Annotated in this window: 17 protein-coding genes; 12 read left to right on the top strand and 5 right to left on the bottom strand. The window is 61.5% G+C overall.

Features of this window, described 5'->3' with window-relative positions; translation table 11 throughout:
- Positions 1 to 8: 8 nt before the first annotated feature.
- From ribBA to tolA, 7 genes are read left to right on the top strand one after another with little or no spacing between them, the layout of a single operon-like run.
- Positions 9 to 1,124: a bifunctional 3,4-dihydroxy-2-butanone-4-phosphate synthase/GTP cyclohydrolase II gene (gene ribBA, locus RS694_RS12320; RefSeq protein ID WP_029707714.1), complete on the top strand. Its 1,116-nt coding sequence runs from the start codon at positions 9 to 11 to the stop codon at positions 1,122 to 1,124.
- Positions 1,125 to 1,148: 24 nt separating this feature from the next.
- Positions 1,149 to 1,622 (top strand): 6,7-dimethyl-8-ribityllumazine synthase, encoded by a 474-nt coding sequence (gene ribH / locus RS694_RS12325; protein ID WP_029707713.1) that lies wholly within the window; start codon positions 1,149 to 1,151, stop codon positions 1,620 to 1,622.
- The gene (nusB, locus tag RS694_RS12330) at positions 1,622 to 2,161 is read left to right on the top strand and encodes a transcription antitermination factor NusB (protein WP_029707712.1); all 540 of its coding nucleotides are present in this window, start codon (positions 1,622 to 1,624) and stop codon (positions 2,159 to 2,161) included. Before ribH ends, nusB begins: the two co-directional genes overlap by 1 nt.
- Before the next feature lie 25 nt (positions 2,162 to 2,186).
- Positions 2,187 to 3,371, top strand: coding sequence for a pyridoxal phosphate-dependent aminotransferase (locus RS694_RS12335; RefSeq protein ID WP_076069643.1), 1,185 nt, complete (start codon positions 2,187 to 2,189; stop codon positions 3,369 to 3,371).
- A 17-nt stretch (positions 3,372 to 3,388) separates the two neighbouring features.
- On the top strand, positions 3,389 to 4,087 hold the full coding sequence (gene tolQ / locus RS694_RS12340; RefSeq protein ID WP_029707710.1) for a protein TolQ: 699 nt from the start codon (positions 3,389 to 3,391) through the stop codon (positions 4,085 to 4,087).
- Between the two features lie 28 nt (positions 4,088 to 4,115).
- Positions 4,116 to 4,550, top strand: a complete 435-nt coding sequence (locus RS694_RS12345; RefSeq protein ID WP_029707709.1) for a biopolymer transporter ExbD — start codon at positions 4,116 to 4,118, stop codon at positions 4,548 to 4,550.
- A gap of 15 nt (positions 4,551 to 4,565) precedes the next feature.
- On the top strand, positions 4,566 to 5,522 hold the full coding sequence (tolA, locus tag RS694_RS12350; protein WP_076069646.1) for a cell envelope integrity protein TolA: 957 nt from the start codon (positions 4,566 to 4,568) through the stop codon (positions 5,520 to 5,522).
- 101 nt (positions 5,523 to 5,623) lie between these two features.
- Here the strand turns inward: tolA and dnaE are convergent, their stop codons facing one another.
- Positions 5,624 to 9,190: a DNA polymerase III subunit alpha gene (dnaE, locus tag RS694_RS12355; protein ID WP_076069649.1), complete on the bottom strand. Its 3,567-nt coding sequence runs from the start codon at positions 9,188 to 9,190 to the stop codon at positions 5,624 to 5,626.
- A 127-nt stretch (positions 9,191 to 9,317) separates the two neighbouring features.
- On the opposite strand from dnaE, the gene RS694_RS12360 reads away from it, so the two are divergent.
- The 4 genes from RS694_RS12360 (at position 9,318) to RS694_RS12375 (ending at position 11,924) form a co-directional block, all read left to right on the top strand.
- Positions 9,318 to 9,734 (top strand): hypothetical protein, encoded by a 417-nt coding sequence (locus RS694_RS12360; RefSeq protein WP_152528915.1) that lies wholly within the window; start codon positions 9,318 to 9,320, stop codon positions 9,732 to 9,734.
- Between the two features lie 50 nt (positions 9,735 to 9,784).
- Entirely contained in the window at positions 9,785 to 10,537 is a 753-nt protein-coding gene (locus tag RS694_RS12365; RefSeq protein WP_029709794.1) for a sulfurtransferase, read from the top strand.
- Positions 10,538 to 10,791: 254 nt separating this feature from the next.
- On the top strand, positions 10,792 to 11,247 hold the full coding sequence (locus tag RS694_RS12370; RefSeq protein ID WP_029709793.1) for a fasciclin domain-containing protein: 456 nt from the start codon (positions 10,792 to 10,794) through the stop codon (positions 11,245 to 11,247).
- Positions 11,248 to 11,339: 92 nt separating this feature from the next.
- The gene (locus RS694_RS12375; RefSeq protein ID WP_051392202.1) at positions 11,340 to 11,924 is read left to right on the top strand and encodes a chalcone isomerase family protein; all 585 of its coding nucleotides are present in this window, start codon (positions 11,340 to 11,342) and stop codon (positions 11,922 to 11,924) included.
- Between the two features lie 117 nt (positions 11,925 to 12,041).
- On the opposite strand, the gene RS694_RS12380 is transcribed toward RS694_RS12375, so the two are convergent.
- The 4 genes from RS694_RS12380 to RS694_RS12395 all read right to left on the bottom strand — a co-directional run bounded on the left by RS694_RS12380 (position 12,042) and on the right by RS694_RS12395 (position 15,037).
- Positions 12,042 to 12,587 carry a DUF1697 domain-containing protein gene (locus tag RS694_RS12380; protein ID WP_029709791.1) on the bottom strand — a complete coding sequence of 182 codons (546 nt, stop codon included), beginning with the start codon at positions 12,585 to 12,587 and terminating at the stop codon, positions 12,042 to 12,044.
- Positions 12,588 to 12,596: 9 nt separating this feature from the next.
- Positions 12,597 to 13,058: a DUF6790 family protein gene (locus RS694_RS12385; RefSeq protein WP_206538124.1), complete on the bottom strand. Its 462-nt coding sequence runs from the start codon at positions 13,056 to 13,058 to the stop codon at positions 12,597 to 12,599.
- A 192-nt stretch (positions 13,059 to 13,250) separates the two neighbouring features.
- Positions 13,251 to 14,282, bottom strand: a complete 1,032-nt coding sequence (locus tag RS694_RS12390; RefSeq protein ID WP_029705989.1) for an IS30 family transposase — start codon at positions 14,280 to 14,282, stop codon at positions 13,251 to 13,253.
- Positions 14,283 to 14,365: 83 nt separating this feature from the next.
- Complete coding sequence (locus RS694_RS12395) at positions 14,366 to 15,037, bottom strand: TetR family transcriptional regulator (RefSeq protein ID WP_029709837.1); 672 nt, start codon at positions 15,035 to 15,037, stop codon at positions 14,366 to 14,368.
- Positions 15,038 to 15,208: 171 nt separating this feature from the next.
- On the opposite strand from RS694_RS12395, the gene RS694_RS12400 reads away from it, so the two are divergent.
- Positions 15,209 to 16,333, top strand: coding sequence for a ferredoxin reductase (locus RS694_RS12400; RefSeq protein ID WP_161631583.1), 1,125 nt, complete (start codon positions 15,209 to 15,211; stop codon positions 16,331 to 16,333).
- Positions 16,334 to 16,409 lie beyond the last annotated feature (76 nt).

The following is a 16,409-nucleotide window of genomic DNA, read 5'->3' on the forward strand; positions in this document are numbered from 1 at the left end:
CATTGACCATGACCACACTCACCCCCGTACCCATTTCCCCCGTGGAAGACATCGTTGCCGACATGCGTGCCGGCCGCATCGTGATCCTGGTTGACGAAGAAGACCGCGAGAACGAAGGCGACCTGGTACTGGCTGCCGACCACGTCACGGCCGATGCCATCAACTTCATGGCACGTTTCGGCCGGGGCCTGATCTGCCTGACGCTGAGCCGCGAACGCTGCGAACGCCTGCAATTGCCCCCGATGACGGTACGCAATGGCGACAAAAAAGGCACAGCCTTTACGGTGTCGATTGAAGCCGCCGAAGGCGTCACTACCGGCATCTCTGCCGCAGACCGCGCCCGCACCGTGCAGGCCGCCGTGGCCAAGGATGCCGTGCCCAGCGATCTGGTGCAGCCCGGCCACATCTTCCCGCTGCAAGCGGTGGATGGCGGTGTGCTGATGCGCGCGGGCCATACCGAAGCCGGTTGCGACCTGGCTGTGATGGCCGGCTGCTCGTCCGCCTCCGTGATTTGCGAAATCATGAAGGACGACGGCACCATGGCCCGCTTGCCGGACCTGCAGCTTTTTGCCGCCGAGCATGGCCTGAAGATCGGCACCATTGCCGATTTGATCGAACACCGCAGCCGCGTCGAATCACTCATCGAGAAAGTCGGCGAGCGCCCGATTCAAACCGCATTTGGCGAATTCACCGCCCACGCCTTCAGCGACACCACCGGCCACGGCGTGCACCTGGCACTGGTCAAAGGCCAATGGTCTGCAGACGAGTCCGTGCCCGCCCGCGTGCACGAGCCGCTGTCCGTGCTGGACGCGCTGGAAGTCGGCCGCACCATGCACTCCTGGAGCCTGGATGCCGCGTTGTCTCACGTGGCCAAAGAAGGCAAAGGCGTGGTCGTGCTGTTGAACTGCGGCGAAAGCGGCGCGCAGTTGCTGGCCCAGTTTGACGGCACCGCCCGCGCCACCCACGGCCCCGAGCGTGGCCGCGTGGACTTGCGCACCTACGGCATTGGCGCGCAAATCCTGCGCCAGTGCGGTGTGCACAAAATGCAATTGATGGGCAGCCCCCGCCGCATGCCCAGCATGACCGGCTACGGACTCGAAATCACCGGCTACATCACTAAATAAAACAGCAATACAAGGGAACTCCATATGTTTGGCGCAGACAAAGGCAACGTGGCCACCACCGACAACCGCATGAACGGCAAGCGGCTCAAGATCGGTATCGTGCAAGCCCGCTTCAACGCCAGCGTGACCGACGCGCTGGCCGAGGCCTGCAAGGCCGAGCTGCTCGCACTGGGCGTGTCTGACAAAGACATCGACCACATCACTGTGCCCGGCGCGCTGGAAGTGGCGGTGGCCCTCCAGGCCATGGCCGAAAAGTCCAACTACGACGCACTGATCGCCTTGGGCTGCATCATCCGTGGCGAGACCTACCACTTCGAGTTGGTGGCCAATGAATCCGGCGCCGCCGTCACACGCGTCGGGCTGGACTACCAGTTGCCCATTGCCAACGCCATCCTCACCACCGAAAACATGGACCAGGCGGTAGCCCGCCAGGTCGACAAGGGGCGCGACGCCGCCCGCGTTGCCGTTGAAATGGCCAACCTGCTGGAATCCATCTGATGAGCGACTACAACACCCCCTCCACACCAAAGCGCCCTCCCCGCCAACCCCGCACAGGCGTGACCAGCACCGGCGCCCGCAAGGCCGGTAGCAAGTCCAACCGTTCGCGCGCCCGCGAATTTGCGCTGCAGGGCCTGTACCAAAGCCTGGTGGGCCGCAATGGTGTGAGCGACATCGACACCTTCACGCGTGACCTGGCTGGCTTCAACAAGGCCGACGCGGCCCACTTCGACGCGCTGTTGCATGGTTGCGTGGAGCAAGGCGCGGCACTGGACGCGCTGATCGTGCCGCTGCTGGACCGCCCCATGACCGAGATCTCGCCCATCGAACATGCCGTGATGTGGATTGGCGCGTACGAGATGCAGCACTGCCTGGACGTGCCGTGGCGCGTGGTACTCAACGAATGCATTGAGCTGGCCAAGGAGTTTGGCGGCACCGACGGCCACAAGTATGTGAACGCCGTGCTCAACGGCCTGGCGCCCACACTACGCGTCGCCGAAGTCGAAGCCGACCGCACGGCCAAGAAGCCACGCGCTTAAGTTATCCAGGCCCCCTCTGCAGACCATGCACATCGCATCACGCGCCCAGAAGATAGAACCGTTTTACGTCATGGAGGTGGCCAAGGCCGCCGCCGCGCTGGGCCGAGAGGTGGCGCACACCGATGCGCCCATGGTTTTCCTGAACATTGGCGAACCCGATTTCACGGCACCGCCCCTGGTGCAGGCTGCCGCAGAACACGCGGTGCGTACGGGCCAGTCGCAATACACCCAGGCCACGGGCCTGGAACCGCTGCGCGAACGCATCAGCGCCTGGTACGCCAGCCGTTTTGGTGTGGATGTGCCAGCACGGCGCATTGTGGTCACCGCAGGCGCCTCGGCCGCATTGCACCTGGCCTGCCTGGCGCTGATCGAGTCGGGCGACGAAATCCTGATGCCCGACCCCAGCTACCCCTGCAACCGCCATTTTGTGAGCGCTGCGGAAGGCCAGGCCGTGCTGATCCCAACCACCGCAGAAGAACGCTTTCAGCTCAGCGCCGCCAAGGTCGAAGCCGCCTGGGGCTCGCGCACACGCGGTGTGTTGCTGGCCTCGCCCAGCAACCCCACGGGCACGTCCATCCACCCCGATGAGCTGCGCCGCATCCACCAGGTGGTGCAGGCCAAGGGCGGCATCACGCTGGTGGACGAGATTTACCTGGCGCTGAGTTTTGACGCCCAGTTTGGCCAGACCGCGCTGGCGCTGGACGACAACATCATCAGCATCAACAGCTTCAGCAAATACTTCAACATGACCGGCTGGCGCCTAGGCTGGATGGTGGTGCCTGACACGCTAGTGCCGGTGATAGAGCGCCTGGCGCAAAACCTGTTTATCTGCCCCAGCACCATTGCCCAGCACGCTGCGCTCGCCTGTTTTGAATCCGAGAGCATCGCGCTGTACGAGCAGCGCCGCAATGAATTCAAGGCCCGACGGGATTACTTCATTCCCGCGCTCAACGCCATGGGGCTGACCGTCCCCGTCATGCCCGACGGCGCTTTCTACGCCTGGGCCGACTGCTCCGCCGCCTGCGCCAAGCTGGGCGTGAAGGACAGTTGGGACTTTGCCTATGAAGTCATGCACCGAGCCCATGTGGCCGTCACGCCGGGGCGTGACTTTGGTACCGCCCAGACGGCCAACTTTGTGCGCTTCTCGACCGCCAGCTCCATGGCGCAATTGCAAGAAGCTGTAACACGCCTGCGTTCCATCCTGATTTGAATTTACCCTTGAATGCCATGAACCAAGACCTGTCCATTCTCCATCTGGTACTCAACGCCAGCATCGTGGTCCAAGCCGTCATGCTGCTGCTGATGGGCGTGTCCATCGCCAGTTGGGCCGCCATCTTCCGCAAGCTGTTTTCGCTGAACCGGGTCAAGTCGCAAAACGAAACCTTCGAACGCGAGTTCTGGTCCGGCTCCAGCCTCAACGACCTGTTTTCCGCCGCCACGCAAAACGCGCGCAACTGCGGCCCCATGGAACGCATCTTTGCCAGCGGCATGCGCGAATACCAGAAGCTGCGCGAGCGCCGCATCACGGATGTGGGCACGCTGATGGACGGCGCGCGCCGCGCCATGCGCGCCAGCTTCCAGCGCGAGATGGACGTCGTCGAAAGCAACCTGTCCTTCCTGGCGTCGGTCGGTTCGGTGTCGCCTTACGTGGGCCTGTTTGGCACCGTGTGGGGCATCATGCACGCCTTCACCGGCCTGGCCGCACTGACGCAGGTCACATTGGCCACCGTGGCCCCTGGCATTGCCGAAGCCCTGGTCGCCACCGCCATCGGCCTGTTTGCTGCCATCCCAGCCGTGGTCGCCTACAACCGCTTCGCGCGTGACCTGGACCGCATCGCCATCCAGCAAGAGACCTTCATCGAAGAGTTCTCCAACATCCTGCAGCGCAACGTGGGCGCGCAAAGCGCCGCCGCCAACAGCCGCTAACCGCACACCGCCCCGAGGAACACCCCCCATGCCAGCTGTTTCACACCGTGGCCGCGGACGGCGCACCATCAACGAGATCAACATGGTGCCCTTCATTGACGTGATGCTGGTGCTGTTGATCATCTTCATGGTCACCGCGCCGCTCATCACGCCCAGCATGATTGACCTGCCCAGCGTCGGCAAGGCCGCGCGCCAGCCCGACCAGATCATCCAGATCATCCTGGGCAAGGATGACGCGCTGGAGATGAAGATCAAGGACAAGACCACCTCCCTGCCCCTCAAGGAGCTGGCGGCTGCCGTCAAATCTGCCCAAGGCGCAAAAGACAGCGCCGCCGCAGCCAATTCGGCCGTGGTCATCAGCGCCGATAAAAACGTCATGTACGAGAGCGTGGTCCAGGTGATGGACACCTTGCAGCGCGCAGGCATACAGCGTGTGGGCCTGTCGGTCCAGCTCGCCAACTAAGCACCGCCACCGGCCATGTCCACACTGCGCGAACGCATGGAATTTGCCCCACCGCCCACACCGGGCCTGGTGCGCGCCATGCTGCTCGCCATCCTGGCGCACGCCGCACTGCTGGCCGTACTGGCCGTGGGTGTGCAGTGGAAACGCGAGGCCACACCCGTCACGGTAGAGGCCGAGCTGTGGTCCGCCCTGCCGGTAGAAGCTGCAGCCCCGGCCGCGGAAGAACCACCACCCGAACCCGAGCCGCCCCAACCGCCAGAGCCCGCCCCCGTCGTGCAGCCCCCGCCGGTGGTTGCCCCTCCGGCGCCCGTGCCGCCGCCGCAGGTTGATATTGCGCTGGCCAAAGAGAAAGAAAAGGCCAAGCTGCTCAAAGAGAAACAACTGCAGCAAGAAAAGGCCGAGCAGGAAAAGAAAAAGCTCGCGCTTGAAAAAGAGAAAGAACTGAAAGAAAAGCAGCTCAAAGAAAAGCTGGCCAAAGACAAAGCCGAGAAGGAAAAGCAGGACAAACTCGCGCGCGACAAGAAAGCGCAGCAAGACCAGAGCGCGCAAAAGGCCGACAAGGCCAAGGCGCTGGCCGAGGCCAAGAAGCTGGAAGAAATACGCCAGCAGAATCTCAAACGCATGGCCGGTCTGGCTGGCAGTGGTGGCAGCGGCCAGCCCGGCTCCACTTCTACCGCGATGCAGTCGTCCGGACCCTCGGCGAACTATTCGGGCCGCGTAGCGGCGCGCATCAAGCCCAACGTCACCTACATCGACACCATCGTAGGCAATCCGAAAACAGAAGTCACGGTCACGCTCAGCCCCAGTGGCGACATTCTGAGCAGCCGTATTTCCAAGCGCAGTGGCAATCCATCCTGGGATAACGCGGCACTCAACGCCATCGAGAAGACCGCCAAAGTACCGCTGGATGATGGCAAGGTTTGGTCACCCATGATCATCGAACTGTCGCCCCAAACTCTACTGGGCCAGTAAGCGAAATTGCTATGTTTTCAGTAGCTGCTTGCGCAATACCCACGCGGACTAGAGGCCTAAACCATGCATAAACCTGCCCCAAACCGGGCCTTGGCAAAGCCTCAGTCGTAGGCAATCACCGCGCGGCCCTGGTCGGCCTGGGCGCGCCAGCCGGCCAGGGCGGCATCTGTCGGGAAGAACTTGGCGTTGTCGCCCAACTGCAGCTCGGCCATGGCGCCTGCGCAGCCGGCATCGGCAGCATCTGCGTCCACCAAACGCTGCACCACCAGGCGCACACCCAAGCCGCGTATCAGCTCGCCCTGCTCTGACACTTCACGTTGGGCGGGAAACTCGCGCAACAGTTTTTGCACATCGGGCGCGCGGCCATTCACCGCCACGCGCAGGTATTTGCCAAAGCGGCAGCGCGCCTGCTCCAGGCTCCAGATCTGCTGGATGGTGAACTGCATGCCACCCGAAAAACGGTCGGGCTGGGCCTTACCCATCACCACAATCAGCTCGTCGTCTTTGAGCAAATCCTTGTGGGCGTTGATCAGCGACTCGTCGGCGCGCGCCTCGATGCTGGCCGACTTGTCATCGAGCTTGAACAGCGCCAGCTTGCCACGCTGGCCGTTGATCACCCGCAGGTCGTTGACGATACCCGCCAGCAACTGCGGCTCGCGGGTTTCCAGGAGCTCTTCGATCGGGCGCTTGGCAAAGCGCCGTACTTCCAGCGCCACCTCGTCAAACAGATGGCCGGACAGGTAGAACCCAACGGCAGTCTTCTCCTGCGTCAGCCGCTCCTTCACGCCCCAGGGCATGGCCTCCACCAGATCCGGCTCTTGCGTGCTCGATCCGTGGTCGTCCTCGCCGCCCATGTCAAACAGGCCATGCTGGTTCGCATTGGCAGCGGTAGCGGCAGCGAACTCGAACGCGCGGTCCATGCTGGCGACCAGCGATGCGCGGTTGAGCTGCAAGGTGTCAAACGCACCGGCCTTGATCAGCGCTTCCACGCAGCGTTTGTTCAGGCGGCTACGGTCCACGCGGCGGGCAAAGTCAAACAGGCTGGTGAAGGGCCCGGCCTCTTCCGTTGGGCCCCGGCCCTCGCGCGCCGCTACGATGGCGTCGATGGCTTGCTGGCCTGTGCCCTTGAGGGCGCCCAGGCCATAACGAATCTGCTTGTTGGAGATAGGCTCAAAGCGGTAGAAGCCGCGGTTGATGTTGGGCGGCTCAAACTCCAGGCCCATCTTCTCCGCGTCTTCAAACAAGACTTTCAGCTTGTCGGTGTCGTCCATTTCCACCGTCATATTGGCGCAGAAGAACTCGGCGGCGTAGTGCACCTTGAGCCAGCCCGTGTGGTACGCCAACAGTGAGTAAGCAGCGGCGTGCGACTTGTTGAAGCCGTAGCCCGCAAACTTTTCCATCAAGTCGAAAACCTCGTCGGCCTTGTCTTGTGGAATGTTGTGGGTGGCTAGGGCACCGGCGCGGAATTTCTCGCGCTCCTTGGCCATTTCCTCGACCTTTTTCTTGCCCATGGCGCGGCGCAACAGATCGGCGCCACCCAGCGAGTAGCCGCCCAGAATCTGCGCGGTCTGCATCACCTGCTCCTGGTAGACCATGATGCCGTAGGTCTCACTCAGCATCTCCGCCACTGCGGGGTGCGGGTACTCCACCTCTTCGCGCCCGTGTTTGCGCGCCACAAAGCTGGGGATCAGGTCCATTGGGCCCGGACGATACAAGGCGTTCAACGCAATCAGGTCTTCCAGGCGCGTGGGTTTGGCGTCGCGCAGCATGCCCTGCATGCCGCGGCTTTCAAACTGGAACACGGCTTCGGTCTTGCCCTCGGAAAACAGGCGGTAGACCTTGGCATCGTCCAGCGGCAGGTTTTCAAACGCAAAGTTCTCCTGGCCCGGATGGCGCTTGATGATGAACTCGCGCGCTATCTCCAGAATGGTCAGCGTGGCCAGGCCCAAGAAGTCGAACTTCACCAGGCCAATGGCCTCCACGTCGTCCTTGTCGTACTGGCTCACGGCCGAATCGCTGCCAGGCTGCTGGTACAGCGGGCAAAAGTCGGTCAGCTTGCCCGGTGCAATCAACACACCACCGGCGTGCATGCCGATGTTGCGCGTCATGCCTTCGAGCTTGCGCGCCATCTCCAACAGCGTCTTGACGTCTTCTTCATCGGCCTCGCGCTGGGCCAGTATCGGCTCGGCCTCGCTGGCGTAGATGTATTTGTCGCTCTTCTTGCCATCAGTGGGTGGCAGTTGCAGCGTGACGTTGGTGCCCGGCTTGTTGGGGATCAGTTTGCTGATGCCATCACAAAAGCTGTAGGGCATGTCCAGCACACGGCCCACATCGCGGATCACGCCGCGCGCGGCCATGGTGCCGAAGGTGGCAATCTGGCTCACCGCATCCTTGCCGTACTTGTCCTTCACATAGTCGATCACCAGATTCCGGTTGGTCTGGCAAAAGTCGATGTCAAAGTCGGGCATGGAAACCCGCTCGGGATTCAGAAAACGCTCGAACAGCAGGTTGTACTGCAGCGGATCCAGATCGGTAATCTTCAGCGCGTAGGCCACCAGAGAGCCTGCCCCGGAACCCCGCCCTGGCCCCACCGGGCAGCCGTTGTTTTTGGCCCAGTTGATGAAGTCCCCCACGATCAGGAAGTAACCCGGGAAACCCATCTTCAGGATGGTGCCAATCTCAAACTCCAGCCGCGCCACGTAACGCGGCATCTCAGCCTCACGTTTGGCCGCATCGGGGTACAGATGCGCCATGCGGTCTTTCAGCCCCTCGTGCGACGCGTAGCGGAAATACTCTTCCGGCGTGAGCTGCTTCCCATCGACCAGCGGGGTCGGAAACTCCGGCAAGTAGTTTTTGCCCAGCACCAGCGTCAGGCTGCAGCGCTTGGCAATCTCAATCGTGTTGGCAATGGCCGAGGGAATGTCCTTGAACAGCGCCTCCATCTGCGCCGAACTCTTGAAATACTGCTCGCGTGTGAAACGGCGCACCCGTTTGGGGTTGCTCAGGATTTCGCCATCGGCAATACAGACACGCGCTTCATGCGCCTCGTAATCATCCTGCTCGGTGAACTGGACCGGGTGGGTGGCCACCACCGGCAGCTTCATGCGCGCGGCCAGATGCACGGTGGCCATCACATGGGCTTCGTCGTCCACCCGGCCTGCGCGCTGCAGCTCCAGGTAAAAACGGTGCGGAAAAATACTGCCCAGTTGCAGCGCGGCTTCATGCGCGCGGGCGGTGTCGCCCTGCACCAGCGCCTGCCCCACGGGACCGGCCTGCGCACCGGCCAGGCAGATCAACCCTTCGTTCAGCTCTTTGAGCCATTCCAGCTTGGCCACGGCCTGGGCCTTGATGATGTTCTTGGTATACGCCCGCGCGATCAGCTCGGACATGTTCAGGTAACCCTGCTTGTTCTGCACCAGCAGGATGATGCGGCTGGTGGCCGTGGCATCGCTGCCCAGGCCTTCAATCATGATCTCCGCACCAATCAGTGGCTTGATGCCCTTGCCCCGGGTTTCCTTGTAGAACTTGATGGCACCGAACAGGTTGTTCAGGTCCGTAATCGCCAGCGCGGGCTGTCCGTCCTTGGCTGCGGCCTTGACGATGTCGTCGATACGGTTGGTACTGTCAACGACAGAAAACTCGGTGTGCAGGCGCAGGTGGATAAACATGGCTTCATTGTAGTTTTGGCAGCCTGCGGATTTGGCTGATAAGCACCCGCACCTTCATAATGCGAAACAGGAGACCCAAAATACATGCAGATAAAAGCTGCAGCCCGCCACGATGGAGGCCCCGCCCATGACACCGCCGTTTTTTAAGCCCCATGGTTCGGCCCAGGTCGAGCGCTCCGGAGCCATCCTGACAGTGCACATGCGTGGCGACTGGAATGCGGAAATGCGTGATCAAACCGGCAAGGCCATGATGAAACACGCGCCCACGCTCAACGCTGCCGGCCCCTGGGGCATCATCAACTGCCTGCATGACACACTGGTCTACAGCGAAGACATCTACACCAACACCCGCCTGGCGTATGCGGCGCGCCCCCCGGGCTCACGGTTGGCCGCTGTCGCTTTTGTGATTGGCCCGCAGGTGGAAGCCGCCTCACTGATGCGCCCCCGGTTCGAAAACCTACTGGACGGCATCATCCCCTCAGGCGTATTTACCGACTACGCCAAAGCCCAGGAATGGCTGCAGGCACAGTTGCAGGCGAAGTAGAAATCTGCGCCCCCCGGAGTTAGCTCAGGCGGGAAACCTAAAATCAGGGGGTGAACACCATCCTGAACATCTCCGCCTACAAGTTTGTCACCCTGCCCGACGCCGCTGCGCTGCGCGAAACCCTGCTGGCACGCGCCACGGCCTTGCAGCTCAAAGGCACCATCCTGCTGGCCGAAGAAGGCATCAACCTGTTTCTGGCCGCGCCAGCCGAGGCCGTGCGCAGCTTCATCGCCCAGTTGCACACCGATGCACGTTTTGCCGACATCACGCCCAAGGAAAGCTGGTCCGAAAAGCAGCCCTTCAAAAAGATGCTGGTGAAGGTGAAGAACGAAATCATCCGCATGAACCACCCCACCATCCGCCCCGCGGAAGGTCGCGCACCGGCGGTGTCACCGCTGACCGTGAAACGTTGGCTGGACCAGGGCCATGACGACGAAGGCCGCCCGGTGGTCACGCTGGACACACGCAACGATGTGGAGATCGACTGCGGCACCTTTGAGAACGCCATCGACTGGCGCATCACCAAGTTCACCGAGTTTCCCCAGGCCCTGCTGGACCACAAGGCCGAGCTGGCCGGCAAGACCGTGGTGAGCTTTTGCACCGGCGGCATCCGCTGCGAAAAAGCCGCCATCTTCATGCAGGAGGCCGGGCTGGACCATGTGTACCAGCTCGAGGGCGGCATCCTCAAATACTTCGAAGAAACCGGCGGCGCGCACTACAACGGCGGCTGTTTTGTGTTCGACGAACGGGAAGCGGTGGGGGCGGACCTGAGTGCGCTGAACCACCGCAACGCGCCGGGCTGAGAAGCCATTGGGGCTGCACATCAGAGGCAGCCCCCATCCAATCGCTACAAAATAGATAGCTGCCTGCGCAGACTGCGCAAGGGATAAGGACGTATTTCGTCTATTTTTAGCATCTGCGGGGTGGCTTTTTTTCCGAAAATACCGAAACGGACAATAAAATACCGCACAGTTCACAAGGTTACTTGTTGGTATTAAAGTGCTGGTTCGCCACATTTTTGGCGGGTTCAAACCACTTCAAAGTGATGGAGATTTCGATGAAAAAACTTCTCATTGCAACCGTTCTCACCCTGGGCTTTACCTTGTCCGCACAGGCCAAGGACATCGTGGACACAGCGGTAGACGCTGGCAGCTTCAAGACACTGGCGACGGCACTGGGTGCTGCCGGTCTGGTCGACACCCTCAAGGGCAAGGGCCCGTTTACCGTATTCGCGCCCACCGATGAAGCGTTTGCCAAAATCCCCAAAGCAGACCTGGACGCCCTGCTCAAGGACAAAGCCAAGCTCACCGCGGTGCTGACCTACCACGTGGTGCCCGGCAAGGTGATGGCCGCGGATGTACGTGCCGGCAAAGTCAAAACCGTGCAAGGCTCTGAATTGACCGTGACCACTGCAGGCGGCGTGATGGTAGACAACGCCAAAGTCATCAAGACCGACATCGTGGCCGACAACGGCGTCATCCACGTCATCGACAGCGTGGTCATCCCCAAGTAAACGCGGCTCCGCCCCACATGCCCAGGATTGCAAACCAGTCTTGGGCATTTTTCGTTGCGCTATCACCCCATCACCACCTGGAGGCAGTCCCCATGAAACAACCGTCCAAAACCCTGATCGCTCTGGCCTCGGTGCTGGCACTGTGCTGTGTGCTGCCCGCCCATGCACAACCGGTGGCACCCAATGTGGCCGAAGCAACCGCCAGCGCCCCTTCAGAGTTGGCGCCCTATGGCAATAACTGGCAGGCCAAAGGCACGGGTACGCTGCGCTTCTTCGGGTTCAAGGCCTATGACGCCAGCCTGTGGCTGTCTGGCACAGACGCGGGCTTCAGCTTCGCGCGGCCGTTTGCGCTGGACATCCGTTATGCAACGGCGGTGAAGGCGCGCGACATTGCCAATACCTCGCTGATCGAGATGCAGCGCATCGGCCCGTCATCCCCCGAACAAATCGTGGCCTGGTCCGCCCTGCTGGAAGCCATCTTTGTCGACGTCAAGGCTGGCGACAGGCTCATTGGTGTACACCTGCCACGGGAAGGCGTGCGCTTCTTCCAAAACGGCAAGCTGCTCGGCGAGTCCAGCGACGTGGCATTCAGTGAAGCCTTCTTCAAGATCTGGCTGGACCCCAAAACCAAACGACCGGAATTGCGCAGCGCCTTGCTGGGGCAGTCTTCGCGCTAGGACTTCCCGCGGCAGCGTGCTGGCGGCCCGAACCCGACCATCCGGGGAGTCGCTACGCAATTGGTAGCTGCTTGCGCACACTGCATAAGGGCTACAGCCACTTTTTATGCTGAATCTCTAAGTCTTGCTCTCATCCACCAAAGCCTGCAGCTTCAGCACCGTGGCCCAGTTGCGGGTGGTGACTGACTTGCCTGCCTTGCCCAGCAGCGCCTCGCCCGCCTTGCTCTCCAGAATGCCCGCTGCGCAATGGAGATAGGCTGCGTTGTCACCCACGACAAACTGCTCGGGTGGCTGGATCAGCGTTGCGATCGTGGACAACCCGGTCAGTGTCTTGTGGTCCTGCGCAAACACGGTGAGCAGTTGTGAATGGTTGGCCGCCGCTTTGGCCAGCGGGTTCTCGGCGACGATGGCCGCCAGTTCTTTGGCCGACTTCACAACCACCGGCACATCAAACCCCATGCGGGACGCAATCGCCGCGGCAATCTGCTTGGCGTGGCTGGCCGGTGTGCCCTTGGCGGAGCGGAACACCGCATTGCCGCTGTTGAGCAGCGTCGCTACGTTGGTGTAGCCCAGTTCCTCCAGCAGCGCACGCAGCTCTGCCATGGGAATACGTTTGGCTTTGCCGACGTTGATGCCGCGCATCAGGGCTACAAAGATAGGCATGTGCGACTCTTAAACCAGCGCCAGGATACAAAGCCCCAGCAACACGGCCGAAGCCAACAAATCAGACACCATGGCCACATTTTCCAGGCGGTTGCGGTGCGGCTGGAGTGCATGGTTGATACCTGCCAGGCCGTAGAAAATACCGCCCGCCAGCGCCGCAGCAAGCTGCCAGCCAGGGACGGCCAGAGTGGCCAGCCCCAGCAGCCCCATGGACAGGTTGGCAAAGCCCAGTTCGCGCACCACCAGCAGCACTTCATCACTCTTCAAACCCAGAATGACCTGGGCGGTGTACTTGGGCTGTGCGATCTGGCGCACGCCGGCCAGAAACAGGCGCATGCCCACGGCCCAGAAGACAAACCATTTGGCCAGCAGAACCACCAGCGGCATCGCGCCGGACATGAAGGCCTCGATGGCGATGGACACGGCAGGCAGTGCGAGCATCAGCAGAAACACAATGGCGTAATACAACATGGTGGCGTCTGGTGGTTGGTGATGGCGTGATTCTGGCGCACCGACCTGCTTATGCACACCCCCATGCCGGTGACGCGTGGAATTGCATGCAGCGCAATTTCTGCAAAGAGGTCATTTCACTACGATTTTGATAGCTGCTCGCGCTCAGTCCACAAGGGGCGGAGTCAAATCCAAGTGCAACACAAGCTGAGTTTATTGGATGGAGTCAGGAGAGTGCTCAAGCTTGGCCAGCCACTGGCCGTACACCTCCAGCGGAGTCAACCAGCCCAGCGTCTTGCGAGGCCGTCCATTCATCAAGTCAGCAATCCCGTCGAGTTGCTCCTGGCTGTAACCCGACAGGTCTGTCCCCTTTGGCAGGAACTGTCGTACCAAACCGTTGGTGTTCTCATTGGTGCCACGCTGCCAAGGACTGTGCGGATCACAGAAATACACGGCAACCCCGGTGTTGGCTGTCAATTGCGCATGGTGAGCCATCTCACGCCCCCGGTCATAAGTCAGTGTTTGGCGCATAGGCTTGGCAATACCGTTGAGCTTGTCCGTAAACGCTTGCAGCACGTGGGCTGCAGTGGCTGGGTTGGGATGCGGCAGCTTTACCAACATCAGGAGCCGGGTGCTGCGCTCTACCAGGGTGCCCACAGCACTGAGGTTGCCTGCTCCTTTGATCAAGTCACCTTCCCAGTGACCAGGGAACAGTCGATCCTCAACCTGCGGGGGACGTACATGGATGCTCAAGAGATCAGCGATCTGACCGCGGCGGTCTTCGCCACGTGAACGGGGCCAGCGCTTGGTGCGGGCCAGACGCAAACAGGCAATGAGCTCGCGGCGCAGCTCACCCCGGGGTTGGGCGTAGATGACGTTGTAGATGGTTTCGTGAGAGACGCGTTGGTGCGCCTCATGCGGATGCAGTGTAGCTAGGCGAGAGGCAATTTGCTGGGGTGACCAACGCAGTTGCAATAAGGCGTGCACAGAGGCGAAGAGGGCATTGCCCGCCACCAGCTTCGGGGGCGGTCTGCTGTGGCGACGCCTGCGCACAAAGCGCTGTTGTGCGAATCGGCAACTATAGGCACCAGCACCGCTGTTTCGGTTGATCTCACGACTCACCGTGGAGGGGGCACGACCCAGTACTCGGGCTACCGCCCGGATACTCAATCCGAGCTCAAGGCATACAGCAATGGTCTGGCGCTCTTTGTAATCGAGCTGTTTGTACTCTTGGTTCAGTTTCATGGACACACCTTATTGAAGTTTCAATCGGTGTGTTGCACTTCACTTTTGAGCGAGCCAGGGATAGAGGCCAATAGACTTATAAACTAGCGCGCCTTGTCCTTCCACAACGATGCCCCCAGCAACACCAGTTGCAGCCGGCGCACAAAGTTTTCCTGCATCTCGGCCTCTAGCAGCGGTTGCTCGGGCGGCAGATCCAGGATGTCGGTGGCGGCGGCCAGCATGGTCATGACGATCAGGCCGCAGATCATCTGCAGGCTGGTGGTGGACACCTCGGGGTAGACGCCCAGCAGGCGAAAGTCTTGCGCCATTTCGTTGGTGAAGTGGGTCACGTCGTTGCGGATGGCCAGTCGCAGAATGCGGCTGCCGCCCGAGCGCTCGCTGGAGATGAACATGAACTGCAGGCGGTTGCTCTTCACATACTCCTGGTACACCGCCACCGAACGGCGCAGCCGCTCCTTGGGCGCCACCTGCACCTGGCGCTCCTCGCGCAGCAGGCGGCGCAGGGTGATGCCCACCTCTTCCACCAGCGCCAGGCCCAGCTCGTCGGTATTGCGAAAGTGCCGGTAAAACGCGTTGGGCACCACACCCGCCTCGCGCGCAATCTCGCGCAGCGCCAGGCTGGTGAAGCTGCGGCCCTGGCCCATCAGGTTGAGCGCGGCCTGTAGCAGGTTGGCCCGCGTCAGGTCTTTGCGGGCACTGCGGTTGAGTGCATCTGCGGGCTTGGAGGGCTTGGCGGTGGTTTTTTTGAGGGTCATTGGCGGCTATTTTGACTACAAACGTTCTATTTATCAACCCGATTTTTATGGATTTAACCGTTATTTATCAACAACTTATGAATTCACATAGATACATTTGGCTGGGCTCTCTACTTATTTGGTGTACGTATGTACACAATTCAAACCATTCCACGTCGAAGGAGTTTGATTGTGAACACCGCTGCCCCCACCACCCGCCCTGCCAAGCCCCATCTATGGCCCCGCATCGCGGCGCACCTCACCCGCCTGGCCGACCAGCCTCTGGTGGCGGCGATGGTGCGCAGCAGCGCCATTGAGGACACGCTCACCGCCCTGCACCCGCTGCTGTCGCTGAGCCAGGTGCGTGCGCGGGTCGAGCGCATCGTGGACGAGACGCCTGACACCAAGACTTTCGTGCTGCGGCCCAACGCCCATTGGCAAGGCGCATGCAGCGGGCAGTTTGTGCGCGTGCAGATAGAGATGGATGGGCGGCTGGTGGAGCGGGTGTACAGCCTGTCGTCTCCTGCGGGCGCCAAACGCATCTGCATCACCGTGAAGCGGCAAGACGGTGGCCAGGTGTCCACCCATTTGCACAGCCGCCTGCGCGTGGGTGATGTGCTGACGCTGAGCCAGGCCGCGGGTGAGTTTGTGCTGCCGGCCGTGCTGCCCGCACAGATGCTGTTGCTCAGCGCAGGCAGTGGCATCACGCCCGTGATGGCCATGCTGCGTGAGCTGCACACCCGCCGCTACCAGGCAGATGTGTTGTTTGTGTACATGTGCCGCAATGCGCAAGACATGATCTTTGGCGCAGAGTTGCAACAACTGCAAGCCACCTGGCCCGCACTGCGGTTGGTGGCGCATTTCACTGGTGAACACGGCCGCCTCGACACCACAGCGTTGCAAGCCCTGGTGCCGGACCTGGCTCAGCGCGCCACCTGGATGTGTGGCCCTGGTGCGTGGATGGACAGCATCCATGCGTTGTGGGGCGACGCAGGTTTTGCAGCGCCGCTGCACAGCGAACGGTTTGCCGCTGCGCCACGCATCACCGCAGAAGCTGGCGCACCCGCAGCCGTGGTTTGCACGTCCACCGGCAAGACCTTCACCACCAGCGGGTCCGATGCACTGCTGGTGCAGGCCGAGCGTGCGGGACTGGCACCCAAGCACGGTTGCCGCATGGGCATCTGCGCGTCGTGCCAGTGCACCAAGACCATTGGCACCGTGCAAAACCTGGTGACAGGCGACATCTCCAGCGCGCCCAACGAGACCATTCGCCTTTGCATCTCTGCCGCGCGCTCGGACCTGACGCTGATCCTTTGAGTCGGCACAAACACGCCCGCTCGGGCTGAGCCCGTCGAAGCCTTCTACAGGCGCTTGATTTGCAGGGGCTGCGTTT

This window comes from Rhodoferax saidenbachensis, from assembly GCF_001955715.1.
GTDB classification, from domain to species: Bacteria; Pseudomonadota; Gammaproteobacteria; order Burkholderiales; family Burkholderiaceae_C; genus Allorhodoferax; species Allorhodoferax saidenbachensis.

Bases quoted from the DNA above. Each gene is read 5' to 3' on its own strand.
- ribBA (WP_029707714.1), top strand. From the start codon at position 9: ATGACCACACTCACCCCCGTACCCATTTCCCCCGTGGAAGACATCGTT.
- ribH (WP_029707713.1), top strand. From the start codon at position 1,149: ATGTTTGGCGCAGACAAAGGCAACGTGGCCACCACCGACAACCGCATG.
- nusB (WP_029707712.1), top strand. From the start codon at position 1,622: ATGAGCGACTACAACACCCCCTCCACACCAAAGCGCCCTCCCCGCCAA.
- RS694_RS12335 (WP_076069643.1), top strand. From the start codon at position 2,187: ATGCACATCGCATCACGCGCCCAGAAGATAGAACCGTTTTACGTCATG.
- tolQ (WP_029707710.1), top strand. From the start codon at position 3,389: ATGAACCAAGACCTGTCCATTCTCCATCTGGTACTCAACGCCAGCATC.
- RS694_RS12345 (WP_029707709.1), top strand. From the start codon at position 4,116: ATGCCAGCTGTTTCACACCGTGGCCGCGGACGGCGCACCATCAACGAG.
- tolA (WP_076069646.1), top strand. From the start codon at position 4,566: ATGTCCACACTGCGCGAACGCATGGAATTTGCCCCACCGCCCACACCG.
- dnaE (WP_076069649.1), bottom strand. From the start codon at position 9,190: ATGTTTATCCACCTGCGCCTGCACACCGAGTTTTCTGTCGTTGACAGT.
- RS694_RS12360 (WP_152528915.1), top strand. From the start codon at position 9,318: ATGACACCGCCGTTTTTTAAGCCCCATGGTTCGGCCCAGGTCGAGCGC.
- RS694_RS12370 (WP_029709793.1), top strand. From the start codon at position 10,792: ATGAAAAAACTTCTCATTGCAACCGTTCTCACCCTGGGCTTTACCTTG.
- RS694_RS12375 (WP_051392202.1), top strand. From the start codon at position 11,340: ATGAAACAACCGTCCAAAACCCTGATCGCTCTGGCCTCGGTGCTGGCA.
- RS694_RS12380 (WP_029709791.1), bottom strand. From the start codon at position 12,587: ATGCCTATCTTTGTAGCCCTGATGCGCGGCATCAACGTCGGCAAAGCC.
- RS694_RS12385 (WP_206538124.1), bottom strand. From the start codon at position 13,058: ATGTTGTATTACGCCATTGTGTTTCTGCTGATGCTCGCACTGCCTGCC.
- RS694_RS12390 (WP_029705989.1), bottom strand. From the start codon at position 14,282: ATGAAACTGAACCAAGAGTACAAACAGCTCGATTACAAAGAGCGCCAG.
- RS694_RS12395 (WP_029709837.1), bottom strand. From the start codon at position 15,037: ATGACCCTCAAAAAAACCACCGCCAAGCCCTCCAAGCCCGCAGATGCA.